At 30.1% G+C, this 24,304-nt stretch carries 25 protein-coding genes and 1 riboswitch; of the genes, 9 read left to right on the top strand and 16 right to left on the bottom strand.

Annotation, left to right across the window (positions count from 1 at the left end):
• Positions 1-71: 71 nt before the first annotated feature.
• Positions 72-671: a nitroreductase family protein gene (locus PTZ02_RS07330; protein WP_274227139.1), complete on the bottom strand. Its 600-nt coding sequence runs from the start codon at positions 669-671 to the stop codon at positions 72-74.
• 239 nt (positions 672-910) lie between these two features.
• On the opposite strand from PTZ02_RS07330, the gene PTZ02_RS07335 reads away from it, so the two are divergent.
• Positions 911-1,537, top strand: a complete 627-nt coding sequence (locus PTZ02_RS07335) for a nitroreductase family protein (protein WP_274227140.1) — start codon at positions 911-913, stop codon at positions 1,535-1,537.
• A gap of 43 nt (positions 1,538-1,580) precedes the next feature.
• Here PTZ02_RS07335 and PTZ02_RS07340 read toward each other — a convergent pair whose 3' ends face one another.
• Genes PTZ02_RS07340 through tenA form a run of 4 tightly spaced genes read right to left on the bottom strand, consistent with a single transcriptional unit; the run spans position 1,581 to position 4,779 of the window.
• Positions 1,581-2,585 carry an ABC transporter substrate-binding protein gene (locus tag PTZ02_RS07340; protein ID WP_274227141.1) on the bottom strand — a complete coding sequence of 335 codons (1,005 nt, stop codon included), beginning with the start codon at positions 2,583-2,585 and terminating at the stop codon, positions 1,581-1,583.
• Positions 2,566-3,348, bottom strand: a complete 783-nt coding sequence (locus tag PTZ02_RS07345) for an ABC transporter permease (RefSeq protein WP_274227142.1) — start codon at positions 3,346-3,348, stop codon at positions 2,566-2,568. The genes PTZ02_RS07340 and PTZ02_RS07345 overlap by 20 nt, the downstream gene beginning before the upstream one ends.
• Positions 3,349-4,110, bottom strand: a complete 762-nt coding sequence (locus PTZ02_RS07350) for an ABC transporter ATP-binding protein (protein ID WP_274227143.1) — start codon at positions 4,108-4,110, stop codon at positions 3,349-3,351.
• On the bottom strand, positions 4,111-4,779 hold the full coding sequence (gene tenA / locus PTZ02_RS07355) for a thiaminase II (RefSeq protein WP_274227144.1): 669 nt from the start codon (positions 4,777-4,779) through the stop codon (positions 4,111-4,113).
• A 90-nt stretch (positions 4,780-4,869) separates the two neighbouring features.
• A riboswitch (TPP riboswitch) is annotated at positions 4,870-4,969 on the bottom strand.
• 149 nt (positions 4,970-5,118) lie between these two features.
• On the opposite strand from tenA, the gene PTZ02_RS07360 reads away from it, so the two are divergent.
• The gene (locus PTZ02_RS07360) at positions 5,119-6,798 is read left to right on the top strand and encodes a flavin monoamine oxidase family protein (RefSeq protein WP_274227145.1); all 1,680 of its coding nucleotides are present in this window, start codon (positions 5,119-5,121) and stop codon (positions 6,796-6,798) included.
• Positions 6,799-6,887: 89 nt separating this feature from the next.
• On the opposite strand, the gene PTZ02_RS07365 is transcribed toward PTZ02_RS07360, so the two are convergent.
• The 4 genes from PTZ02_RS07365 to PTZ02_RS07380 form a co-directional block, all read right to left on the bottom strand.
• Entirely contained in the window at positions 6,888-7,451 is a 564-nt protein-coding gene (locus PTZ02_RS07365) for a spore coat protein (protein ID WP_274227146.1), read from the bottom strand.
• A gap of 128 nt (positions 7,452-7,579) precedes the next feature.
• Positions 7,580-8,251, bottom strand: coding sequence for a DinB family protein (locus PTZ02_RS07370; RefSeq protein ID WP_274227147.1), 672 nt, complete (start codon positions 8,249-8,251; stop codon positions 7,580-7,582).
• A 24-nt stretch (positions 8,252-8,275) separates the two neighbouring features.
• Entirely contained in the window at positions 8,276-9,604 is a 1,329-nt protein-coding gene (locus tag PTZ02_RS07375; protein ID WP_337992984.1) for an MATE family efflux transporter, read from the bottom strand.
• Positions 9,605-9,703: 99 nt separating this feature from the next.
• Positions 9,704-10,234 carry a 2'-5' RNA ligase family protein gene (locus tag PTZ02_RS07380; protein ID WP_274227148.1) on the bottom strand — a complete coding sequence of 177 codons (531 nt, stop codon included), beginning with the start codon at positions 10,232-10,234 and terminating at the stop codon, positions 9,704-9,706.
• 152 nt (positions 10,235-10,386) lie between these two features.
• Here PTZ02_RS07380 and PTZ02_RS07385 point away from each other — a divergent pair, with 152 nt between their 5' ends.
• From PTZ02_RS07385 to PTZ02_RS07395, 3 genes are all read left to right on the top strand, one after another.
• Positions 10,387-11,115 carry a YetF domain-containing protein gene (locus PTZ02_RS07385; protein WP_274227149.1) on the top strand — a complete coding sequence of 243 codons (729 nt, stop codon included), beginning with the start codon at positions 10,387-10,389 and terminating at the stop codon, positions 11,113-11,115.
• A 13-nt stretch (positions 11,116-11,128) separates the two neighbouring features.
• Complete coding sequence (locus PTZ02_RS07390; RefSeq protein ID WP_274227150.1) at positions 11,129-11,494, top strand: DUF4363 family protein; 366 nt, start codon at positions 11,129-11,131, stop codon at positions 11,492-11,494.
• 101 nt (positions 11,495-11,595) lie between these two features.
• Positions 11,596-11,967, top strand: a complete 372-nt coding sequence (locus PTZ02_RS07395) for a four-helix bundle copper-binding protein (RefSeq protein ID WP_274227151.1) — start codon at positions 11,596-11,598, stop codon at positions 11,965-11,967.
• Between the two features lie 42 nt (positions 11,968-12,009).
• Here PTZ02_RS07395 and PTZ02_RS07400 read toward each other — a convergent pair whose 3' ends face one another.
• Complete coding sequence (locus tag PTZ02_RS07400; protein ID WP_274227152.1) at positions 12,010-12,858, bottom strand: GNAT family N-acetyltransferase; 849 nt, start codon at positions 12,856-12,858, stop codon at positions 12,010-12,012.
• A 188-nt stretch (positions 12,859-13,046) separates the two neighbouring features.
• Here PTZ02_RS07400 and PTZ02_RS07405 point away from each other — a divergent pair, with 188 nt between their 5' ends.
• A complete protein-coding gene (locus PTZ02_RS07405) occupies positions 13,047-13,916 on the top strand; it encodes a radical SAM/SPASM domain-containing protein (RefSeq protein WP_274227153.1) in 870 nt (289 codons plus the stop codon).
• A gap of 41 nt (positions 13,917-13,957) precedes the next feature.
• Here PTZ02_RS07405 and PTZ02_RS07410 read toward each other — a convergent pair whose 3' ends face one another.
• The 4 genes from PTZ02_RS07410 to tlp all read right to left on the bottom strand — a co-directional run bounded on the left by PTZ02_RS07410 (position 13,958) and on the right by tlp (position 17,796).
• Complete coding sequence (locus tag PTZ02_RS07410) at positions 13,958-15,127, bottom strand: amidohydrolase (protein WP_274227154.1); 1,170 nt, start codon at positions 15,125-15,127, stop codon at positions 13,958-13,960.
• Between the two features lie 61 nt (positions 15,128-15,188).
• Positions 15,189-16,043, bottom strand: coding sequence for an AmmeMemoRadiSam system radical SAM enzyme (gene amrS / locus PTZ02_RS07415; protein WP_274227155.1), 855 nt, complete (start codon positions 16,041-16,043; stop codon positions 15,189-15,191).
• 14 nt (positions 16,044-16,057) lie between these two features.
• Positions 16,058-17,464 carry an AmmeMemoRadiSam system protein A gene (amrA, locus tag PTZ02_RS07420; protein ID WP_274227156.1) on the bottom strand — a complete coding sequence of 469 codons (1,407 nt, stop codon included), beginning with the start codon at positions 17,462-17,464 and terminating at the stop codon, positions 16,058-16,060.
• Between the two features lie 101 nt (positions 17,465-17,565).
• Positions 17,566-17,796, bottom strand: a complete 231-nt coding sequence (tlp, locus tag PTZ02_RS07425; protein ID WP_274227157.1) for a small acid-soluble spore protein Tlp — start codon at positions 17,794-17,796, stop codon at positions 17,566-17,568.
• A gap of 177 nt (positions 17,797-17,973) precedes the next feature.
• Between tlp and PTZ02_RS07430 the strand changes: the two genes are divergently transcribed.
• The 3 genes from PTZ02_RS07430 (at position 17,974) to PTZ02_RS07440 (ending at position 22,509) form a co-directional block, all read left to right on the top strand.
• Complete coding sequence (locus PTZ02_RS07430) at positions 17,974-19,056, top strand: GIY-YIG nuclease family protein (RefSeq protein WP_274227158.1); 1,083 nt, start codon at positions 17,974-17,976, stop codon at positions 19,054-19,056.
• A 98-nt stretch (positions 19,057-19,154) separates the two neighbouring features.
• Positions 19,155-19,733 carry a TetR/AcrR family transcriptional regulator gene (locus PTZ02_RS07435; protein WP_274227159.1) on the top strand — a complete coding sequence of 193 codons (579 nt, stop codon included), beginning with the start codon at positions 19,155-19,157 and terminating at the stop codon, positions 19,731-19,733.
• Between the two features lie 103 nt (positions 19,734-19,836).
• The gene (locus PTZ02_RS07440; protein WP_274227160.1) at positions 19,837-22,509 is read left to right on the top strand and encodes a phosphoenolpyruvate synthase; all 2,673 of its coding nucleotides are present in this window, start codon (positions 19,837-19,839) and stop codon (positions 22,507-22,509) included.
• Between the two features lie 51 nt (positions 22,510-22,560).
• Here PTZ02_RS07440 and PTZ02_RS07445 read toward each other — a convergent pair whose 3' ends face one another.
• Together PTZ02_RS07445 and PTZ02_RS07450 are read right to left on the bottom strand one after the other, a co-directional pair.
• Positions 22,561-23,472 (bottom strand): DMT family transporter, encoded by a 912-nt coding sequence (locus tag PTZ02_RS07445; RefSeq protein ID WP_274227161.1) that lies wholly within the window; start codon positions 23,470-23,472, stop codon positions 22,561-22,563.
• A 195-nt stretch (positions 23,473-23,667) separates the two neighbouring features.
• Positions 23,668-24,273, bottom strand: coding sequence for a DJ-1/PfpI family protein (locus PTZ02_RS07450; protein WP_274227162.1), 606 nt, complete (start codon positions 24,271-24,273; stop codon positions 23,668-23,670).
• Between the last annotated feature and the right edge of the window lie 31 nt (positions 24,274-24,304).

Raw genomic sequence — 24,304 nt, forward strand, 5'->3', positions numbered from 1 at the left:
TATTAGAAACGAGTGAATTTTTATTACTGTAAAAATTGAAAGCATATATCATCAGATATATGCTTTCTTTCCTATTTAAATAGCTTTACTCTTTCTTCAATTGGATTATAATTTTTTTCACCAGGTGCTGAAGATGGTTTTCCAAATGGCATCTGTGCTATAAGCTTCCAGTTTTCTGGTATACTCCACTCCTTCTTTACATCTGATTCTATGAGTTCATTGTAGTGCTGTAATGAAACTCCAAATCCTTCTATCTCTAAAGCTGTCCATATAACATATTGATGCATGCCATTTGATTGTTGTGCCCATACTGGGAAGTTATCTTTATACAATGAGAATTGATTCTGTAGGGATTCTATTACGCTATTATCTTCAAAATAAAGAATTGTTCCATATCCATTTTTAAAAGAATTTATCTTCTCTTCAGTTGAGCTGAATTGATCCTCCGGAACTATTTTTCTTAGTGACTCCTTTGTAATATCCCACAATCTATCATGTTGTTTATTAAGTAATATTATTACTCTAGTGCTTTGAGAGTTAAATGCAGATGGTGTATGCATTACTGCATGCTCAACTACCTCTTTTATTCTCTCGTCAGCTACAACAGTTTCCTTTGTTATTCCATAATATGAACGTCTTTTTTCAACTGCATTATAAAAATCATTATTCATTTAAATTACCTCCGTTTATCAATTATAATATAAATTATTAACTTACTTTTTATTATTTACTTTAATTAAATTATTGCACTTTTTTCTCTCTGCGTCAAGATATATTCTCTTCAAACATTTTAAAAATATGCGACACAACTTACTTTTATATATTTACTTGACATTTATAAGTTACTTGTTATATTATAGCATCATAGGTAATTTTTCTAATACATTATATATACATAGGGGGAACATAAATGTCAGAATTAAAAGAAATAATTGAAAATAGACGTTCAGCAAACAATTTTATTGATGGAGTTAAAATACCTGATAGCGATTTTAACGAAATTTTTGAGCAATTGAAACTAGCTCCATCTTGTTTTAATATTCAGCATGCCCATTATTTAGTTATTAACGATCCTGAAAAAAAGGAAGCTCTAAGAAAAGCTGCTTTTAATCAATATAAACTTCATACTGCTTCTGCTGCTATTTTGGTCCTAGGTGATAAAGAAGCATATAAAAATGCTGCTAATATTTATTCCGGAATGCTTAACTTAGGTATTATGAGCAAGTTGGATTATGATAATATGGTAAGAGATATTGATAATCTATATGAAAGCAGAGGTGATGGCTTTAAGTATGATGAAGCAATAAGAAATGCTTCTCTTTCAGCAATGATGTTCATGCTTATCGCTAAAGATAAGGGTTGGGATACTTGTCCGATGATAGGATTTAATTCAGATGAGGTTCGCAAATTATTTAATATTCCAGACAATCTCGAAATTACACTTCTTATTGCTATGGGCAAAGAAGATACATCAAAACGCAGATTAAGAGGCTACAGAAAACCTGTAGGTGAATTTGTTAACTATAATGGCTTTTAAAGAGTAAAAGGGTGCTTATAGCACCCTTTTTAAATGAATTTCTCTATTTTATTATTTGCTCAAAAACATCTTTGCTATTTACATCTGCTTTAAGTAGATCCTTATCTTTTAACCATTTAATATTACCTGACCAGTTAGCTTCATCTTGAGTTAGAAAATCTCCGCTCTTATTTTCCATTAATGGTAATAGTATATCTAAGCTCTTCTTTTCTACCTCTGAATCAAGAGGGAAACTCTTATCTTGTGCTTTTAATACTAAGTCTAATGCTTTATCAGGATTCTTTTTAGTATAATCAAATCCTTTTTTTACAGCATTTAAGAAAGCTTGAACTTTTTCATTATCATTCTTTATAGCATCATCACTAGCTACAAAAGTTAATTCATAATTGTTAGGAACACCGTAATCTGATGGATTAAATGTAACCAACTCAACTCCATCTTTTTCTAGTAATATTTTTTCATGATTTATATATCCGCCTATTATTGCATCTACTCTTTTAGATTGAATAGAGCTCATTAAATCATATCCTACATCTACAAAATTGATTTTTGAAGGATCTCCTCCAGCTTGTTGTACCATTGCTTTTACAGTTTCTTTATCAATATCAAAAGAAGCATATCCTACTTTTTTTCCTTCTAAATCTTTTAATGTTTTAACTCCTGAATCTTTTCTAACCATCAATTGATTTAATGAACTTCTAACTATAGCTCCTACTGATTTTACAGGAATGTTTTCCCCTCTTGCTAATATTATTTGTTTTGGATAACTTATAGCAAAATCAGCTTTATTAGCAGCTACTAACTTAATTCCGTCATCAGTTCCAGCTGGTGTTATTAAGTTAACTTTTAATCCAGCTTCCTTGAAATATCCTTGTTCCTCTGCTGCATATAAAAACGCATGAACTGCATTTGGATACCAATCTAAAAGAACATTAACTTCTTTTAACTCTTTACTTGTACTTTGTTCTTCTTTCTTACTACATGCTGTTAATGCTAAACTAAATAGCATAACCATTGCTAAAATAATACTAAATCTTCTTAATTTCATAGTTACTCTCCTTTATTCCTTTTCTATATTTTAATAAAATTCTTTCAAGTAAAACCCCTACTGAAAATAGAAGTAATCCTAGAAAGGATAAAACAAGCACTCCTGCAAAAACTGAATCAGATTGTAGCATCCCAGCTACTCTCTTTACATAAGTTCCTAGTCCCTTTTCTGCTCCTAACCATTCTCCTATAGTTGCTCCGGCAATGCTATATGTTGCTGCAATTTTGAAACTACTTAGAAAATTTGGCAATACTGAATTCATATGAAGCTTCATAAATATTTGAATTTTACTGCCTCCTAGGGCCTTTAGTACATCTTCTAAATCTTTATCAACACTATTTAATCCATCCAGCGTACTTACTACGATCGGGAAGAAACAAAATAGTATAACTACAGCAACCTTAGACCATATGGTATATCCAAACCACATAACCATAATTGGTGATAATGCAATAGTTGGAATTGTTTGTGAAAAAATTATAATAGGATATAATGTTTTTCCAAGCCCTTTTGATGCATATATAGAAAAAGCGCATAGTATTCCGATAACTACAGATATAACTAATCCCAATAAAGCCTCGCCTAAGGTTACTAATGAATGACTAAATAGCAATTCTCTCTGAGTCCATAAAGCAGTTAGCACATTTGAAAACTTAGGCAAAATAAATTTTGGAACATTAAAATAAGGAACTAAGTATTGCCATGCCAATATAACTAAAATTACAAATACTAGTGGGAATATATTATTTTTAAATCTGCTCATCTATATTCCCTCCTTCGATTCTTCTAGCTTATCTAAGATATTCAATATTTGTCTCTTCAATTCAATAAATTCACCAGTTAAGGTAGTTTCATAAGTTCTCGGTCTATTAATATTAACTTCAATAGATTTTAGATTTTTATATGGTAATTCCGTACATATCAATATTCGGTCTGACAAAAGCAACGCTTCTTCTATATCATGTGTTATCATAAATACGGTGTTTTTTTCCTTCTGACATAAATCTAGTAACCAAGCTTGCATTTTCCTTCTTGTTAACGCATCTAATGAAGAAAATGGCTCATCTAATAGAAGTAATGACGGATTATTTACAATCGCTCTTAAAAAAGATGCTCTTTGTCTCATTCCTCCTGATAACTCATGTGGATATGAATTTTCCGTTCCTTTAAGATTAAAACTTTCAAAATATGTAACTGCCTTTTTTCTTGCCTCTTTTTTCGAATATCCATTTAACTCCAAGCCAACAGCTGTATTATCTAATATTGTTCTCCAAGGCATCAAGCAGTCTTTTTGAGGCATATACCCAATAATATTTTTATTGTTATTTTTCTCTATATCTATGCTTCCACTAATTGGTTTTAGTAACCCAAGTATTAATCTAAATAAAGTACTCTTTCCAGTTCCACTAGGAGCAATAATAGTTACAAACTCATTTTTATTTATACTAAAAGATAAATCGTCTAATATAAGCTTGTCTGTATCTCTATATTTAAAAGATAAATTATTAATTTCTAATGCCTTCATTTAAATTACCCAACCTTCTTTTTTATAACATGCATCCCAAAACATATATTCATATTTTGATGATAGAATGAAGATTTCTTCTAATTTTTCAAGTTGTCTTTCTGGTAGTCCTTCTGCTACTTTATCCATTAAATTGATGCACCAATTAACTTCATTATTATACTCATCACTTGCATAGGTTAGAATCCATTCTTTATAAAGCTCATGTTCTAAAGCCTTATCTTTTTTCGCTAAGCTTTTACCAATAAAGCTGTAACTCCACATGCAAGGAAGTAATGCTGCAACAAGTTCTGCTAATGTTCCTTCATTTGCTACCTGAAGCATAAATTTTGTGTAAGATAAATTATTCGAATTAGGTTTAGTATCCTCAAGTTCTTCCTTAGTTATGCCAAATCTTTTTGCAAATTCTATATGCCCGTCCATCTCTATACTTACAATATCATTTGCACATTTAGAAAAGCTCTTCATGTCTTCTAAGGAATCAGCTTTAACCATTCCTAATGCAAAAAGTTTTATATAGTCAATTAAATAAACATAATCTTGTTTAATATAAAAACAAAACTTGTCTTCAGCTAGTGTACCGTTACTCATATCTTTAAGAAATGGATGCTCTAAGCATGCATCCCAAATATACTTACCTTTTAAGTACAATCTCTCAGAAAAGCCCATAAAAAAACTCCTTTCAAACAGTATTAGGTATACCGATCGAAAAGAGTTAATAATCTAATAGAATATCTATATGTGAATAGACTTTTCCCATATACTACTTACTCACTTCCCTTCGCTGGCATTACCCAGTGCAGGTTTAAAGGGTCTGAAAAATTTCATCTCAGCCACTACAGCTCCCCTAGTGCACGCTAAAATTTTACCTCTTAATGATTATAATGTCAATATTCATAATTCTTATAATTTTACATTTTATAATTATAAGCGCTAATAATTACGTCTATTTACTCATTTATTCTAATATAATTGTATAAATTAATTATTTGGGAGATATTTATATTTATGAATATATTAGATTTACCAAATCAACCTTCGAATCCAACAAATGAACAAAGGTATTCACTAATAAGAAGTGATCTCGCTAAAGTTGGACGTGAGGAAGATTTTAATAACATTATTAGTTTATTAGCCCCCCCTCCTAATATCATAAACTATGCCCCTCCCGGCTCCCTTAAAGGAAAGAAGGTGGGCATAATTGGTGGAGGACTTGCTGGAATGTCTTCTGCTTTTGAACTTAGAAAATTAGGATGTGATATCACCATTTTTGAAGCTAGAAATAGAATTGGTGGTAGAGTTTATACACATTACTTCGATGATGAAAAAAAGATTTATGGAGAGTTAGGGGCTATTAGAATTCCTGTAACGCATGAGACTACCTGGCATTATATTAATCTTTTTAGACTTCATACCTATCCTTTTATTCAGTATAATCCAGATGCTTTTTTATATATTCTCAATACTAGAATTAGAAACAAACCTGAGGAAATTCAGAAAGTTCTTTATCCTAAATTTAATTTAACTCCAAAGGAAAGAAATACGCCTTGGCCTGAGCTTTATAATTATGCTTTTAATTCTCCTATAAAAACTTTACCACCTAATATTAGAACTGAATTATTAAAAATTCTTCCAGTTTATAACCCTAAGTATATTCCGCTATTAAATATTAGTGTACGTCAAAATCTTGAACTTTTAGGACTAAGTGATGAGGCTATTCAACTGTTAACAAGTGTTGATGCATTTTCTGGCTCTTTAATTGACGAGGCTTATAATGAAATATTACAAGAAAATTATCCAATTTTCTTTCAGCACTTATATAGAATTGATGGCGGCAATGTAAATCTACCTTTAGCATTTTACTATTCTTTATTGTCTCAAAAACCTAAAGAATACGATAATATACCGCAAGAGGCCATAGGAAATGTAAACTGGATTGGTGGCTACTGGGTATCGGGAATTCATAAAAATGAAGCTGGTGATAAAGTTATAATTACGTATAAAAATAGGGAACTTACTGAAGTTTTAAATGAATCCTTTGATTATGTTGTATGCGCTATTCCATTTACTATCCTTAAAACTGTTGATATTGATCCAGTATTCTCAAATAGAAAAATGGAAGCAATAAGGCAAATTGCTTATGTTAATGGACATAGAACTATATATTTATGTAAGAAACGTTTTTGGGAAGAAGATACAGATTATGGTAGAATCAATGGAGGTATCTCCTATTCCGATGGTCCATTAACCACAACTCTATATCCTTCAGATCATATAAATAATCCAAATCCTGATGAGCCTGGGGTATTAGTAGCTTCATATAACTTACATATGGATGCTACAAGTATTGCAAATATAAGTGAACCTATTCATAATGACATAATCGCAACTGAGCTTGAGAAACTTCATGGATTACCTAAGGGATTATTAAATTCTATTGTGGAAAAATCAATGTATATTTCTTGGAATATAGAAGAGTGGTCAAGAGGTGCAGTTTGTCATATGACTCCTGGACAAAAACGAGTTTTTTCATATGAAATTACAAGACCAGAATATAATAATAGAATTTTTTTCGCAGGTGAACATGCTTCAGTCTCTCACGGTTGGATGCAAGGCTCATTATATACTGGAATGCAAGCTGCAAATCAATTAGCATATTATTCAAACGCTGAAAAACACTCTGTTTAATGAGTGTTTTTCTACTTTAATAATTTAATATATATCCGTGATGAAAGTTTATAACGCAAAAGAGCGATAGGAAATTCCTATCACTCTTCTTATTTTAATGCAAATTCTCTTACTTCGTTATAAATGGATGATGCTTTATTGATTTGTTCTTGTGGTGCTGGACAAAGTGGATAATAGCCTTTCTTAACCATCCATTGCCATACATCGTATGCATGATTGCAACTCATTGTAAAAGCATCTTTTAAAAATTCCCTTATTTTTGGATTACTTGCCTCCATTGCACTCCAAGCATATTCTCTTCCTGCCCTCTTTAGTGTTAAAAGATATGCTGTAGCTATTTCCCTATCATTTAATTCTTGCACATCAGTTCTAGGTGTAACAGGCTCTAGATTATTTACTGGGGATTTTGTAAAGTCAGTTAAACTTACATTTAACTCAGGTACTTGGAGTTTTTGTGTAGACCCAGTTGCATTTTTTACAAACTCAACTTTCATATTATAATCTTGTATGTGTGCTGGGAAATGTCTTTCTATCATGCTTTTAAGTTCTTGATCATGTACTGCATTTTTAAAGAGTGCCATATTAGTTATTGAATTTACACAACTAACTATTAATTCATGAAGATCATTTAATTCGTGTGACGCTAACTCCATAATAAAATCCTCCTAGAAAATATAAATTATCATTTGTGACAAATCATTATTAATATGTTTATATTCATATATTTTATACTTGTAATATTTTCTTCATCAATTCTAGTTCCCTTAAACTTAACTTACTTCTATTTTCCTCTTTTTTTTGCTGCAATACTTTCATTAATATGCACTATGTGATGCCTTAATGCTGGCATTAATATCAATCCTGAAACATTTTTTCTTCCCCAGAAGTCTATTAACCAAATAGCTGACTCAGCTTCTGATACTGCTTTTTTATCCCTAACTCTTTGAAGTCTCTCTTTTGGAATCTTTCTCTTCATATCTGTGGTCGTAAGTTTTTTAATAATCTCCCTAGTTCTTCTACCAACTTCTATTCTATATCTTTTTAGTTCCTCTATATTTATCTGTTTGCTAAATTCTAGAATTTCTTCTGCTGCAAGTTCATTACCAGTATCATAAATTATGGAATTTATATTTTTTATAAAGTCTCCCATATCTATAACTTGCTCACTATCACTTACTAATAAATTCATGGTTATGTCTTCTATTCTTGTAGAATGCCATATACCATAGGCAATAGTTCTACCTTTTGAATTAACTGCCCTTCGAATTGTCTCTTCATCCAATCCTTCCCATAACTCATCCTCAAATGTCTTCTCATCAATGTGAGACATACTAGATTCATGTACCATGGCATGTAAATCTAAACACAGATTCATAGCTTCATTAAATTCCTCTGGCTTTAGTATTATACTTTTTAAAAATTTTAACTTCTCATTCCAATCCTTTAACTCCATATATACCCCCTATTTTTAAATAATTTATACATTATAAGCTCGTCTATGTTTTATGCACACTGGAACTTCATAAGCAAGCATTACTATCCAGCCAAATAAGCATGCTACTGCTATACCAACTATCTCCATTCTAGGTGCTAGTAAATATGAAAATATAACTCTAGTAGATATTTGTAGGAATGTTGAAATTAATGTAACTTTAAAGTCACCCATTCCTCTGAAATACCCTTGTATACCGTTTGTCCAACTAGGAAGCAAGTAGAAAAATGCCATAAGTTCAAGATACATCACTCCAAGCTCTACAACTTTCGAACCTTTGTCTGGGACAAATAAATTCATAATACTATGTGCTCCAAAATACACAGCTATCAAGAGAACTATCCAATATATAGTTTCAATCTTCATTCCTTCTATAAAAGCTTTTTTAACTCTTTCCTTTTTCTTAGCCCCTCTATTTTGTGCCAAAAAAGTTGTTAATCCATGTGCTATACTTTGCTGAGGTGTAAATGCAAAATCATCAACACGATTTACTGCATTAAATGTTGCTATAGCCTCTACCCCAAGTGGATTTACTGCTCCTTGTACTAAAAACTTTCCAACATATAAACAAGTTTGTTGCATTGCAGTTGCCCAGCTATAATTTATAGTTTTTCTCAAAAGTAATTTATCTAATATAAACTCATTTTTCTTAAAATGTAAAATTGGTATCTTCCTATAAACATATACTATACAAAAAACACTTGAAAACATTTCAGCAAGTACTGTTGCAATTCCTGCACCCGCTACTCCAAACTTTAAAAAAACAACAAAAATTATATCCATAACTATATTTAAAATAGATGATATTATTAAGAATATTAAAGGTGTCTTTGAGTCCCCAATACTTCTTAAGGTTGATGAATATATATTATATAAAAAAGTAAAAATAAGTCCAAAAAATATAATTCTTAAGAACATTGCAGCATCAGGGAGAATTTTTTCTGGGGTATTAATTAATCTAAGTATAGGCTTAGTAAGAATCATACAAATTATAATCATTATGACTGTAAATATGAATCCTGCTATAAAGGTAGTTGAAACCTCTCTCTTAAACTTTTTAATGTTTCCTGCACCAAAATATTCACTCATAAGGACTGAAGCTCCCATACAGATTCCCACAATAAAGAAAATTACAATATTCATTATCGGATTTGCAGTACCAACTGCCGCTAGCGCATCAGTACCTACAAATCGTCCTACAATTATAGAATCTGCTGCATTATATGTAAGTTGAAAGATATTCCCTAATATTAAAGGAACCGCAAATTTAATTAAGTGCTTTGAAATATTTCCATTTGTCATATCTGTTGCCACAATTAGTCACATCCTATTCTATAAATACCTTAACCTTCTATAATAAATATTTTTTAATTATCTTTTAATTGTAGCACAAATAAATTCTTCCATAACATTTTATCTTTGTAAAACAAATTCATGATGTAGTTTCCAAGTGTTTTCTTCCCATCTAAAAATAGAAATATTATCAAACAAGCAATCAAATTCACATGGAGTTAAATTAACAAAATTCCAGACTTCATTATATTTAGATCGTAGATTTTTTGAAGCTACTGTAACATGAAAAATCTTATCTTTTCCATCTTTTTTAGTAAAGTCTAGATATGAAATTTCACTCATCTTTTCAATCAGCCTATCATGCATAAGCTTACCTTCGTTAGACATAATTACCTTCATATATACTACCCTATCATTAAAATGTTCGTACCCACTTAGCTTAAAAGGACCTGCTTTTTCTTGTTCACAGAACTCTTGAAGTAACTCTTCTAGAGCATTAATACTCCCCTCATATTCAAAAGGTGCTTTTATAGTAAAGTGAGCTGGGAGCTTTGATGATTTTGCTTTAAACTTATTCCATATATTTTTCCTCAAATTATCGTTAACGTACCCTGCTTTCCCTTTTACAACACAAACAACTACGTATCTCATATAATCCTCCATAAACTATCACTATATAGTAAACTCTAAAATTCTTTTTTATTATACCTATCTATTTGTAAAAATATAAACTAATTATCCCAGAATAAATATGTTAAATTGTTTTATACTAACTACATATTATCATTACAGGGGGTATTAAATTGAATGAAGGTTTAGTAGTTCTAATTCGCTCAATTATTGGATTTTTCACATTATTAATCTTTGCCAAGCTACTAGGAAAACAACAAATAAGTCAATTGGCATTTTTTGATTATGTTCTAGGAATTACAATTGGTTCCATTGCAGCTTCCCTAACAACTGATCTTTCAAGTAGGGCTTGGCCACATTGGATTGGTCTTTTAGTTTGGGCTGTACTAGGTTATTTAATGGAATATATAACTATGAAGTGGAGATATGCAGCAAAATATATTGAAGGAGAACCAACCATAGTTATAATGAATGGCAAAATAATGGAAGACGCTCTTAGAAAAATGAAGTATCGGGTTACTGACATTATGGAATTACTAAGAAATAAGGATATATTTGATTTGACACAGGTTGATTTTGCAATAATTGAACCTAATGGTCAACTATCTGTTCTAAAGAAGCCTGAATATGAGCCTCTAACAGCAAAAGATATGAATATAACTAAAACTTCGACTGGTATAAGTACTGAAATCATTTATGATGGAATATTAATCCAAGAAAATTTAAAACAATTAAATAAAAGTACAAATTGGATAAATAAGCAGTTAAAAACTCATGGAATAAATGATATTTCTGAAGTTTTTCTAGCAACTTTAACTCCATCTGGTTCCTTATATATTGATAGATACAAGGATCATATAAAAAAAGTAACGGATATTGGAGATTATAAAGGTCCATATTAAGGAGGAATAACTCTTGAGAAAATTTTTTGTAATATCCATACCTATTATAACCATAGTTCTCTTTATATTAATTATGCTTAGTGGGAATTTTCTAAAAAGGATTCCAATGGATAATATAACTATACCCGGGGCTATAGACCAAATAATTAACGATATTGAAGGGGAAAAATGGGAAGATGCTTCTAAAAAGATAGATCAATTATCAACTTCTTGGGATAAGATGGTGAAGTTTGTTCAATTTAGCTCAGAAAGAGATGAGATTAATCTATTCGATGCTGATATAGCAAAGCTTCGTGGATCAATTATTGCCAAGGATAAAGCTAGTTCATTAATTGAACTAAATGAAGCTTATGAACACTGGGAAGAATTAGGTCAATAGTTCATATTTTTCTCTGAATAATAGAATCCAATAAGCAAATAATAATTTTGTATCTTGAGATTTGAAATCAAAGTATTTTTTATATTAAGGAGGATTTTATTATGCCAGTTGCTATGAATATACCTGTAAATTCTCTTATTTCTAACAAAAACCCTCATCAATCTTGTATTGATATTTGTTCAAAATGTGCACAAATCTGTAATGAATGTCTCAATCTTTGCTTGCATGAATCAGATGTAAAATCTAGGATTGATTGCATTAGAACACTACAAGATTGTGCTGAAATTTGTACAACATCAGCATGTTTTATGTCTAGAGGAAGTGGAAGTATTAAAGAAATATGTAATCTTTGCGCAGTAATATGTGAAAAATGTATAGTTGAATGTGAGATGCATGACGATGAGCATTGCAAAACTTGTGCTAATATTTGCAGCCAATGTGCCGATGAGTGCAGAAAAGTTTCAAATATGTAATTATTATTCAATAAAAATAGAAGAGGAAAACCTCTTCTATTTTTATTCATAATAAATTTCTTTATTTCTATAAGGCAAATAATTTGGAATAGTCGATGCAAATTCCTTAAGCTGAATTATTTTATTACACTTATCAAAGTTTATCCAAGATACTCCATTGAAGGAATCTAGTTTTCCATCAAATTCATTTTTAAAATACCATTCACATATTACTGAATTTTCAGCAACAACAATATTTTTTATTTCCCAAGCTATTACTCGGCCCCGTTTATTCCAATCTCTAAACCACTTTTGTATTTCTGCTAATCCATTATATACAGGACCATAAGATTCAAAGTATATTACCTCTTCAGAGAACACTTCACTTAGTGCACATTCATCCCTATCTATCCATGACTTAAAGTATTTCCTAACAACTTTTTCAATGTCTCTTTTCTTTTCTTTATTATATTCGAATAAAAGCATAGGATTATTTTCTAAAGGCTTATACTCTCCCACCTTTACATACCCATGTTTTTCATAGAAATATTGATTTCTAAAATTTTTATAAGGTGTATCTAAGGACCATTTCTTTATATGAGAATATTTCTTTTCTATAAAGTCTATTGCCTCGCTACCAATACCCTCATTATGATACTCTGGATCAATAAATAATGCACCTAACCTAAAGTGTTCTTTATCAACTTCATACAATTTAAATGCACCAATTATCTTATCTTCTCTTATAATTTTATAGTACATCCCATCTTGAACTTTTGATATATGCCACTCTACCGTATCTATATTTGGTGGTATAGCTCCATATTTAATCCTATCTTCTTCAAAGGCTCTTAATGCAATATCTTTTAAGATAATAGCATCCGATTCTAAACACTTGTCAAACAATAACATTTATTAATCCCCCTAATATAGAAACTCTCTATTTGTCCCCCATTTATTTTGTAATAAATACCATATGGAAATTATATCATACCTTAAACCTAATTTTCTTATTATCTTATATTTAAAGATTGTGATTTTATATGAAAAATGATATCCTCATATAGATAAAGAGTACCTAAGAAACGGAGTTAATACTTATGAAGAAATTCAAAAAAATATATATAGAAATTACTAACGTATGTAATCTAGCTTGTACGTTTTGTCCAAAAACAAATAGACCTCCAAGTTTTATGACCTTCGAAACCTTTGACAAAATACTTACCCAGATTAAACCTTATGGAGAGTACATTTATTTTCATATAAAAGGTGAACCTTTATTGCATCCTGAGATAGATAAGTTTTTAGATCTAAGTTTTGAAAAAGGATTTAAAGTTAACATAACTACAAATGGAACTCTTATAAATAAGGTTAAAGATATACTGATTTCAAAACCTGCACTTAGACAAGTTAACTTTTCTCTTCATAGTTTTGACGGCAATGAAGATTCTAAGAATAAAGATGAATATATAAATAATATTATAAACTTTGCTAAAGAAGCAAAGCAAAACAACATAATCTCAGCTCTTAGGTTGTGGAATTTAGATGAAAATGATGAAAAAAATCTTGAACTATTTAAGAATAAGCATATACTTGAAGTTTTAGAAAAAGAATTTAATCTAGATTATAAAATTCAAGATAAGATAAATCCTGTTCGTGGTATTAAAATAGATGATTCAGTATATTTAAATCAGGATCATGAATTTATTTGGCCTGGTTTACAGGAAAAAGAAGATGACGGAATAGGCTTTTGTTATGCACTTAGAAGTCAGGTTGGTATCTTAGTTGATGGAACTGTTATACCTTGCTGTTTAGATGGAGAAGGTATCATTAATCTAGGTAATATTAATACTGAAAATTTTGGTGAAATTATTGAAAATGAAAGAGCTAATAATTTATTTAATGGTTTTTCTAATAGAACTGCTGTAGAAGAACTCTGCAGAAAATGTGGTTATCGAAAAAGATTCTGAAAGTAGATTTTAAACTAAAAAAGATGTGAACTTCACATCTTTTATTTTTTTTGCTCTTTTGCATCGTATACTACAGTTCCATCTATTATTGTATATTTCACTTTTGATTTAATATCTAGTGGCTCCATATCATAAACTACTATATCTGCATCATAACCAGCTTCAATTTTTCCTAATCTATCTCCACAATTTATAATTTCTGCAGCATTTATGGTTATTGCTTTTAAAGCATCTTTGTGAGATAACCCTTCCCCTTCAGCAATTGAAGCAATTGACCTTAAACAGTCTATTGAATTATAAGGATGATCAGTTATTAATGCAGTAGTAATTCCCTCCCCAACTAATTCTACTATATTAGAATATTTTCTAGCCTTAAGTTCCATTTTTATTCTAGGTGTTAGTAGTGGGCCATAAGCAATAGGTATATTTTTTTCTTTTATGTACTCCTTTATTAAATGTGCTTCTGTACCGTGTTCGATTACCATTTTACTTATATGAAATTCTTCTGCAATTCTTATTGCTGTTACTATATCATCTGCTCTATGAGCATGAACACGAAGAGGTATCTCACCTTTTATAACAGGAATTACTGCTTCTAATTTTATATCTCTTTCATCTAGTTTATTTGCTTCTTTACGAGCTATATAATCTTCTGTTCTCATAAACAAATCTCTTACTAATGCAGCTACTCCCATTCTTGTTACTGGAGCTTTTTCTTTAATTCCATAGGTTGATAGTGGATTTTCTCCCAATGCTATTTTAAACCCTACTGGATTTTTAACTATCATTTTATCTATAATTCTTCCATAAGTTTTTATGGCAACATTTCTTCCCCCAACAACATTATTACTTCCGGGTCCGCTCATTACACAAGTTACTCCAGACCTTACTGCATCTTCAAAAGACACATCAAGAGGATTTATTCCATCAATACCATTAAGCTCAGGCGTAACTGGATCCGAAGTTTCATTGTTATCTTGCCCAATTTTCCCGGTACATTCTTCTATTATTCCAAGGTGAGTATGACAATCAATAATCCCAGGTGAGATATATGCTTCATTTAACTCTATAACTTCTAAGTCATTTGCAGTAGCAGTTATATTTTCAGAAACTTGACTTATTTTTTTATCTTTTATAAGAATGTCTTTTTTTTCATAACTATCTTTTTCAAAATTATAGATTAATCCATTCTTTAACAATATATTTTTCATTATCATCACCTTCCTCACTAATATTTATTTCTAAATAACATTAATTATTGAATCCTACATATTATATATTCCCCAAATTAACTTTATTTAAATATCTTTTAGCTAATTCCTCTGCTTTTTTCATAAAATTAATATCTGTTGGTGAGTTTTCAAGCTTATATCTAGGAAAATACCTTGAAAGGTGAAGTGGGATATCTGGACTAATTGAACTTAAAAACTTAGAGATTTCCTCTACTTCTTCTAAATTATCATTTTCTCCACTAACTAATAGGGTTGTAATTTCTACATGACATTCTTTTGCTGCTATTTCTATGGTTTTAAGCACAGGTTTTAAACTTCCACCACATAAGTCCTTATAATACTTATTGCTAAAACTCTTTAAATCTATATTCATGGCATCAACATATGGAAGTATCTCTCTTATGGGTTCTTCGCTTATATATCCATTAGTTACAATTACTACCGATTTACTAGTATCCGTTTCTTTTAAAAGTTTAGACGTATCATACATATATTCATACCAAATACTAGGTTCATTATAGGTAAAAGCCAATCCAACATTATTTTTTGTAGTTAGTACTGCTTCAATCAAATTTTCTGGAGGGACGTAATCACTTTTAGCAACTGACTGAGAAATACTATAATTTTGACAAAATCCACAAGTAAAATTACATCCATAACTGCCTACAGAAAATATCTGAGTATTAGGTTTGAAATAATAAAGCGGTTTCTTCTCTATAGGATCTAATGATGCTGCAGTTATCTCTCCATAATTCAAAGTGTACAATATTCCATCCTCATGTTTTCTTACATTACATTTTCCTATATGCCCATTTTTAATTACACAATTATGAGGACACAAATAACAATGTACTTTATCATCTAATTTTTCATAAAACATAGCCTCTTTTTTCATAAGTTAAGTCCTTCCTATTCTTCTTTATGTCTAATTACCTTAAATTTTTGTATCTCATAATCCTCATCATAATCTATTCCTGCCTTATCTAATGCAATAGCTAGCTGTTCTTCTACAGTATTCACTCCTTCTAAGTCTGGTAGCAAAAGTCCTGTTCTTCCTTTAGATTTCACAATAACCCCATATTCCTTTGGATCTAATTCATCTATTGTAGCTCTTTCTGGTTCTGTAAGTACATCTACTGAAAAATTTATATCTAATAATTCCTCTTCTTCAACTGAATAAAATCTTGGATCATTTATACCTGCAGAAATAGCGTTACGAATTATTTCTTCTGCAATATTAATTGTTATTGGAAATATAGTCCCTATACATCCTCTTAGTTCTCCGTGTTTTTTTAATGATACAAACACTCCTCGTTTTTTATCTTTCATTTCATCTGTAACATAATCAGGGATAATTTTAAGTTCTTTTCCTGTTTTTAAATATGAAGTCAAACTTTCTCTTGCAAGTTTAACATACGGATCCTTTTGATTATTAATATTTTCATAAGCTTTATTCTTTAATTCCTCTAATTCTTGTAATTTTGATGGTCCATCTGCTATAATATTAAATTTCATTATTCCATATCCTACTCCAAATGTTCCCTCATAACTCAATAAATCACCAATAAACTTCTTTTCATCTAGTGTTCCAAGCAGGATTGCAATAGACCTTCTACCACATTCTCCAGCATTACATACAGTTCCTTTATCTATATTAAAAACACCCTTTACATCGCCCATATGCAGACAATGAAGAAATTCTTTATCAAATTTCTCACCTGCTGCATCAAACCCATAAGGTCCCTCTTCCTTTAGTTTATGAGATAAATCACCACTAGCTATTAAGATACAATCTTCATTTAATTCCTCTACTGCTTTATTTATGCAAATTCCAAATCTATATAGATCTATATCACTTAATGCTGAATAGGTTATATGCACAAGTTTATAGTCTCCATAATACTTATTTATGAAATATAATGGAACCATGGCTCCATGGTCTAGATTCACTGAAGAATTGTATTTATTTAACAAAGTATTAGTAGCCATAACTGATGATATCCCTTCACTATATGCAAGTTCGTATATCTTATTTGTGAGTTCCTTATTTATTTTTAATTTCATTGAAACATCAGGTACACGAAAGTCTTTTAAATCCCCACTTATATCATCTTCATAACTTAGTGAAATGGCATCTTGAAACATTACTCCATGAGGAGTTATGATAATAATTGTATTCGGCTTTTTTTCAGCTATTTCTTTACTTATTTTTTGAAAATTGTCACTTGTATCACTTATTTTCTTTTCTTCACCTTTTCCCACCTCTGGAATTACAATTGGCGGATGTGGTAATAAATATGTTCCACTTATACTCACTCAAATCACCTCTGTATTCTGTTATTACTTAAAATAAAAAGCATCACAATTAAGTGATACTTCTTATTTTAAAGGAGGTTTTAACACCTCAAAAGTAGCCTTTATTTGTTTAAACCTATTTCCTCATTTATTGCTTCATCTCTTATTTCTTTTCTCATTCCTTTTAAAGCTTCTTCTCTTCTTTCATTTTTAGCTGATAATACCTCTTTTGTATGTGGATCATCAGTTTCTTCTATCATCTCATCAGCAAGCTCACAGTTTCTTATTGTATTACTAATATTATGCTGAATTCTCTCTACATTATCACTTCTATCATCAGGTTTATTCTTCATAATTACGTTCCTCCTTAGTTTATAAAATTATACGAAGTGTTTATAAACAACTTCATTTTTATTTTGTCTAGAAAAATATTAATTATGCTACTAAAAACATGCTTACATTAGTATCCATTGGATATTTTCATATATAGTGATAAAATTAATTATTATATTTTTATGGAGGAAAAAATCTTGAATTTAAAAGAAAAAATAAAAGAACTTCCTTCAACTCCTGGTGTTTATCTAATGAAGGATTCTTTAAATAATATAATTTATGTTGGTAAATCTAAAAACTTAAAAAGCAGAGTTGGGTCATATTTTCAAAATTCAAAGTCTCATTCACCAAAAGTTATAAAATTAGTTCAAAACTTAAAAGATTTTGATTATATTCTTACTGATACAGAATTCGAAGCTTTTATGCTTGAATGTAAACTTATTAAAGAAATTAAACCAAGATATAATAGATTAATGAAAAGTCCAAATTCTTATTCATATATAAAAATAAATATTAACGATAAATACCCTAACCTAGAACTTTCTCAAAGCGTTACTACAGATGATGGGAATATTTATTTGGGGCCTTACAAAAATAAAAATACCCTTGAAAAATGTATTAATAATCTTAAAGATTTTTACAAAATACAATGCTCGTACAATTCAAGAAAAGGTTCTGCTTGTTTAAATTATTCCTTAGGTTTATGTATGGGAATGTGTATAGATAAACTTTCAAGAGAAGAATACATGATTACAATTAACAAAATTATTAATCTTCTAAATAATGAAGATAAAAGTATTATTTATGAACTAGAGTCTAGTATGAACACAGCATCCGAAAACTTTGATTTTGAGAATGCCGCAAAATATAGAGATTATCTAACTTCTGTAAATTACCTAATAAATAAAGTTAAAGTTATTGAATATACAAAAGAAAATAAAAATATTGTTTTACTCGAGCCATTAAATAGTGAAAAAGTCAAAATCTTTCTCATTAGTGGAACTGAAATATTGTATAGCTATATAGGTAAGTTGGATAATTTTGATGAGTTAAAAGAAAATATGAAAAATTATATTCATTCTTACTTTAATTCTGAAATACTAAGCTCCTCAATACAAATTGGACGAGATGAAATTGATCAGACTGAAATTATTTATTCTTATGTAAAAAATAAATCAAATAACTGTAGATACATTGTAATCTCAGAAAAATGGTTAGCTTCTAAAAATATCACATTAATTAATGAAGCAATTAATATGCTAATTAAAGGTGAATGCTAGTTTTATTATATTGACAATGATAGAAAATCATATTACTATGGAAACTATAAGATACTGTTATAGTTTCCATAGTTTTTATAGAAAGAAGGTATTCGATTTTGGAAGATATTAATGAAACTAGAATTTTGAAAATTGCTCATACTCTATTTAACGCCCGCGGATACAGAAACGTAACTGTTCAAGACTTAGCTAGTGAACTAGGAATGAGTAAAAAAACAATATATCAATATTATGATGGTAAAGAAGCTATTGCAACAGCCGTCATTAAAAATACTGAAGAGAAAATCACTAATTATATAAAAAAAGCTCAATTAAAGCAAGAGCATCCTTTACTTGCTCTTAGGGAAACCTTAACAAGTGTAGTTAATGATTCTCTAAATCTAAGTCCTTTATTTCTAAGGGATATAAAAAAATATCTTCCTATTCTAGCTGAGGAATATGGTAAACTTCGTGGAGAAGGTAAGAAGGTTCTTGAAAACTTTTTAAAAAAAGCTCATGAAATGGGTCTAATAAAAGACATACCTCTACATTTAGTAATGGAACTTCTACATGAATCATTACATGCACTTATTAAACCTGAATTTCTTAATCAAAATAATTTTTTAAAGACAGATGTAATAAATACATATGTAGATATATTCTTAAGTGGAATTTCTGTAAAACAAACTGAAGGTTAATAGAACCTTATGGTTTGTGCGTGGAAACTCAGAATAATTTCAAAGTTTCCAAGGTGTCCGAATTATATTTCTCAAGTTATAAAGTTTAAATGGAGGACTTATTATGAATAAATATGTACTTAAATTTAATGAGATTGACAAATCCTCTTTACCCTATGTAGGGGGGAAAGGTGCTAACCTAGGTGAGATGACAAAAGCAGGCTTCCCTGTTCCACAAGGCTTTTGTGTTACAACCCTAGCTTATAAAAACTTTATTGAAACCAGTAAAGAAATGAGAAAACTTTTTGATCTTTTAGATACTTTAGAATACACTCAACTAGAAAAAATAAGTGAACTAGGAAAGGTTATCAGAAATCATATACAGACTATTATTATGCCTCAGAATATAAAATCAAGTATATTAGAAGCATTTAAATTATCTGGAGAAAATAAAGCCTATGCAGTTCGTTCCAGTGCAACGGCAGAAGATCTTCCAACTGCTTCTTTTGCTGGACAACAAGATACTTATTTAAATATATGCGGTGAATGTGAGCTATTAAAAGCAATCCAAAACTGCTGGGCTTCACTTTTTACTGATAGAGCTATTTCTTATAGAGCTAAAAATGGATTTGATCATAGATTGGTATTTCTTTCCGTAGTGGTACAAGAGATGGTTTTTCCAGAAGTTTCTGGGATAATGTTTACTGCTGATCCTATCAGTGGACGTCGTAAAACCCTATCAATAGATGCAAGTTATGGACTTGGGGAAGCTCTTGTATCAGGTATAGTATCGGCTGATTTATACCAAGTACGTGACAGTAAAATCATTAATAAGCAAATTTCGAAAAAGAAAATAGCTATATACTCTATTCCTGAAGGAGGAACTGTTACCAAAGATGTTCCTAATGAAAAACAAGAAATGCAAGCTCTTTCTGATAAAGAAATATTATCACTTGCTAGCTTAGGACAAGAAATCGAAGCCCATTATGGAATAGAACAAGATATCGAATGGGGATTATCAGAAGGCAAGTTTTATATTCTTCAAAGCCGCCCAATAACATCATTATATCCACTACCTAAAGTTTCAGATGACAATTATCATGTCTTTGTTTCTTTTGGTCATATTCAGATGATGACAGATACAATGAAACCACTGGCTATATCTATATTTAAAAATCTAACCAATTTTTTAAAAAATGATTCATCTGATATAGGAAACTCATTCATAGTAGATGCTGGTGGCAGAATGTTCGCTGACTTTACTACTCCACTTTCACTTAAACCAACTCAAAAAAGATTATTTAAAATTCTACGTGGAATGGATGAACAAATATCCTCAGCTTTATTTGAAGCTATAAATCGTGAAGATTTTATAAAGGTTAAGGTTTCAAAAAAGGATATTTTACATGTAGTAAAGAAAATGTTTCCTATAATTAAGCACGTATCTTCTAGGGTAATAGCTAACTTATATATAAAAGATTCAAGTTATGCTAAAGATGAAGCCAACGCCTTAATTGAAAAGATCTTAATGGAAAGTAAAAAAGATATATTAAGTGCTACTGGTTCAAAAAGAATTGAAAAGATTCAAGAAAATATAGGGCAAATGCTTCCAAATGTACTTGCTGAGGTTGTTCCCTATTGGGTTTCTGGAATGTTTGCAACCAGTTCTTTAGAAAAAAAACTTATAAATAAAGTTGGAGAAAAGAACTGTGCTTATTTAATAAGTAAACTTAATAAATCACTTCCTGGTAATGTTACAACTGAAATTGGGCTACGAGTTGCTGATCTTGCAGATATAGCAAGAAATTATCCTGAACTTGTTGATTATTTAGAGAAAGCTCAAAAAGAAACTTTCTTTGAAGGACTTTCTAAAATTTCAGGTGGAAATGAATTTAAAGCAGAATTTGAAAAATTCCTAAAGAAATATGGTATGCGTTGTTCATCTGAAATAGATATTACTAAACCAAGATGGCATGAAGATCCTACTCAACTAATACCTGCTATTTTAAGTAATGTTCGAACTGCCTCAGGGGGTGAACATGTTGAAAAATATAAGGAAGGTGAATTTGAAGCAGAAAATGCTACTAAAGAGATTCTATCACATTTTAATTCCTTTGAAAGAAGAAAAATATCTAAATTAATTAAATTATATAGAAACCTAATGGGTATGCGTGAACATCATAAATTTGCAGTAATAACGCATATAGATCTTTATAAATGCGTTATTATGGAAGAAGCTCATTCCCTAGCTCAAAAGGGTGTTCTTAAAAATGAAAAAGATATCTATTACTTCTCATTATCTGAAATAATTGAACTACTAGAAAACCGTTTTTCTAAAAATATAGAAAATCATATTGATTCAATTATAAAGAATTACGAGCAATTTGAAAATCTTACTCCTCCACGTGTAATGACAAGTTATGGAGAAATAATTACAGGGAAAAGAAAGAATATCAATGCTCCTAATGGGGCATTAACGGGTATACCTGTTTCAGCTGGAATTATTGAAGGTACCGCAAGGGTAATTTTAAAGCTTGAAGATGCCAAACTAAATCCTGGAGAAATTTTAGTTGCACCTTTTACAGACCCAGGCTGGACTCCTCTATTTACTTCAGCAATTGGTTTAATTACTGAAGTTGGTGGAATGATGACACATGGATCAGTTATTGCTAGAGAATATGGTATTCCAGCAGTGGTTGGTATAGATAAAGTTACTGAACTAATAAAAGATGGCGATTATATAAGAGTCAATGGAACAGAAGGCTATGTAGAGTTTGTAGATAAAAAATCTTCTTAAACAAGAAGGACAGGTAGTAAAAAAATACTACCTGTCTTTTTATGATAGTAATTAATCAATCTTTGCCTTAAAATAGTTTGTCCCCCAAACTCCTAGAAGAATCATTGTGGATCCCATAACATGATATAAATGAAAACTTTCATGTAAAAATACTACCCCAGCAACTATTGATACAATTGTTGAAATATTAGCAAATACTGAAGACCTTGAGGCTTCTAACTTAGAAAGTGTAAAATTGATTAAAAAATAAGCTATTATTGATGATAAAATTCCCAGATATAAAACTGAAGTAATAAAGGTTGTACTACTTAAAGGTTTAAAATACTCTGACATATTATTATTAATTAAATGATTAATAATCGAAATTCCATTAAAACATATTGCACCTAAGAACATCATAAAATAAGTAACTTCAAAGGGAGTGAAATGTCTAGAAATTCTTCTGGCAATTATATTAAAGAAGGCAGCTGAAAACACTGCTCCGGCTAATAATACTACACCTAACAGTGAACTTCCAGAGTCATTTGAACTATCCATTAATATTATTATAATAACGCCTGATACAGATACTATTATACTAATTCCTTGTTTTAAAGTTGGTTTTTCATCTAGAATATATACTGCTAAAATTGTTACTACTATTGGAATTAATGCTATCATAAGTCCGCCTAAGGAAGTTGATGTCCTTTGAATTCCATATGTTTCAAAAATAAAATAAATAATTGGTTCTATAAAAGCAAGTATAATAAGCCACTTTAATGGTTTATTTTTATAATCAACCTTTATCACCTTAAATATAATAAGTAAAGTCATAACAAGAAATGCTGCCAAAAATCTAAAGGAAAGTAATGCAAATGGGTCTGCAACACTCAAAGCTTTTTTTGAAAATAAAAAGCTAAGTCCAAATATAAAGTTAGTAATCACTGCGGTAATATAGGGTATAATATTAGTTTTATTTTTCATTATATCAGTCCTTTTCCTATGTTAGTATTAATAATTATTAAAAACACCTTAAGTAAATAAAGCAAAAAAGCCGCTAAGAATATGGTTCCCTATCGAGAACAAATATAGCGACCTACAATAAACACAATAATTATCATTACTATTCAGTATACTACATTGTATTACAATACTCAATAGTAATGATATGACTTGCTTTTAATCATATAAACTCGAAAAAGGATCATATTCCCTATCCCCATTCCACAAATACTCTATTCTCTGACTAATATCTAAGGCTTGATCTTTAGAAAAAATATCTTCTATAAATCCTAATGCCAAGTCCATTCCTGCTGATACTCCAGCTGAAGTATAGATGTTTCCATCCTTTACCCATCTAGCTTGTTTGATCCATAATACTTTTTCATTTTGCTCTGTTACCCAGTTAAATGCCTTTTTATTAGTGGTTGCTTTTCTATTATTAAGTATTTCTGTCTTTGCAAGAAGAGCCGATCCTGTACATACAGTTAATATGTACTTAGCTTTTGTTGCAATATCCTCAATTAAGTGTATAAAATCCTTATCCCTAACTTCCTCTCTTGTTCCTGCTCCCCCAGGAATAAATAATATTTCTTCAGTTGATGAGGCTTCTTCATAAATATTAGTTTCAATTCTTACTCCATGACTATTTGAAATAATTCCTCCATTAAGAGATATAAAATTAAGTTCAAATACTTCTGGCATTTTCCCAAATATCTCAACTGGACCAAATACATCTAAGGTTTCAAATTCATCAAACATTAGTATATTTATCCTAAATTTCATTTTCACCACTCCTTCAGCTTATGTAAATTAT

It is taken from the genome of Clostridium sp. 'White wine YQ' (assembly GCF_028728205.1).
Classification (GTDB): Bacteria; Bacillota; Clostridia; order Clostridiales; family Clostridiaceae; genus Clostridium_T.

Bases quoted from the DNA above. Each gene is read 5' to 3' on its own strand.
- PTZ02_RS07330 (WP_274227139.1), bottom strand. From the start codon at position 671: ATGAATAATGATTTTTATAATGCAGTTGAAAAAAGACGTTCATATTAT.
- PTZ02_RS07335 (WP_274227140.1), top strand. From the start codon at position 911: ATGTCAGAATTAAAAGAAATAATTGAAAATAGACGTTCAGCAAACAAT.
- PTZ02_RS07340 (WP_274227141.1), bottom strand. From the start codon at position 2,585: ATGAAATTAAGAAGATTTAGTATTATTTTAGCAATGGTTATGCTATTT.
- PTZ02_RS07345 (WP_274227142.1), bottom strand. From the start codon at position 3,348: ATGAGCAGATTTAAAAATAATATATTCCCACTAGTATTTGTAATTTTA.
- PTZ02_RS07350 (WP_274227143.1), bottom strand. From the start codon at position 4,110: ATGAAGGCATTAGAAATTAATAATTTATCTTTTAAATATAGAGATACA.
- tenA (WP_274227144.1), bottom strand. From the start codon at position 4,779: ATGGGCTTTTCTGAGAGATTGTACTTAAAAGGTAAGTATATTTGGGAT.
- PTZ02_RS07360 (WP_274227145.1), top strand. From the start codon at position 5,119: ATGAATATATTAGATTTACCAAATCAACCTTCGAATCCAACAAATGAA.
- PTZ02_RS07365 (WP_274227146.1), bottom strand. From the start codon at position 7,451: ATGGAGTTAGCGTCACACGAATTAAATGATCTTCATGAATTAATAGTT.
- PTZ02_RS07370 (WP_274227147.1), bottom strand. From the start codon at position 8,251: ATGGAGTTAAAGGATTGGAATGAGAAGTTAAAATTTTTAAAAAGTATA.
- PTZ02_RS07380 (WP_274227148.1), bottom strand. From the start codon at position 10,234: ATGAGATACGTAGTTGTTTGTGTTGTAAAAGGGAAAGCAGGGTACGTT.
- PTZ02_RS07395 (WP_274227151.1), top strand. From the start codon at position 11,596: ATGCCAGTTGCTATGAATATACCTGTAAATTCTCTTATTTCTAACAAA.
- PTZ02_RS07400 (WP_274227152.1), bottom strand. From the start codon at position 12,858: ATGTTATTGTTTGACAAGTGTTTAGAATCGGATGCTATTATCTTAAAA.
- PTZ02_RS07405 (WP_274227153.1), top strand. From the start codon at position 13,047: ATGAAGAAATTCAAAAAAATATATATAGAAATTACTAACGTATGTAAT.
- PTZ02_RS07410 (WP_274227154.1), bottom strand. From the start codon at position 15,127: ATGAAAAATATATTGTTAAAGAATGGATTAATCTATAATTTTGAAAAA.
- amrS (WP_274227155.1), bottom strand. From the start codon at position 16,043: ATGAAAAAAGAGGCTATGTTTTATGAAAAATTAGATGATAAAGTACAT.
- tlp (WP_274227157.1), bottom strand. From the start codon at position 17,796: ATGAAGAATAAACCTGATGATAGAAGTGATAATGTAGAGAGAATTCAG.
- PTZ02_RS07440 (WP_274227160.1), top strand. From the start codon at position 19,837: ATGAATAAATATGTACTTAAATTTAATGAGATTGACAAATCCTCTTTA.
- PTZ02_RS07445 (WP_274227161.1), bottom strand. From the start codon at position 23,472: ATGAAAAATAAAACTAATATTATACCCTATATTACCGCAGTGATTACT.
- PTZ02_RS07450 (WP_274227162.1), bottom strand. From the start codon at position 24,273: ATGAAATTTAGGATAAATATACTAATGTTTGATGAATTTGAAACCTTA.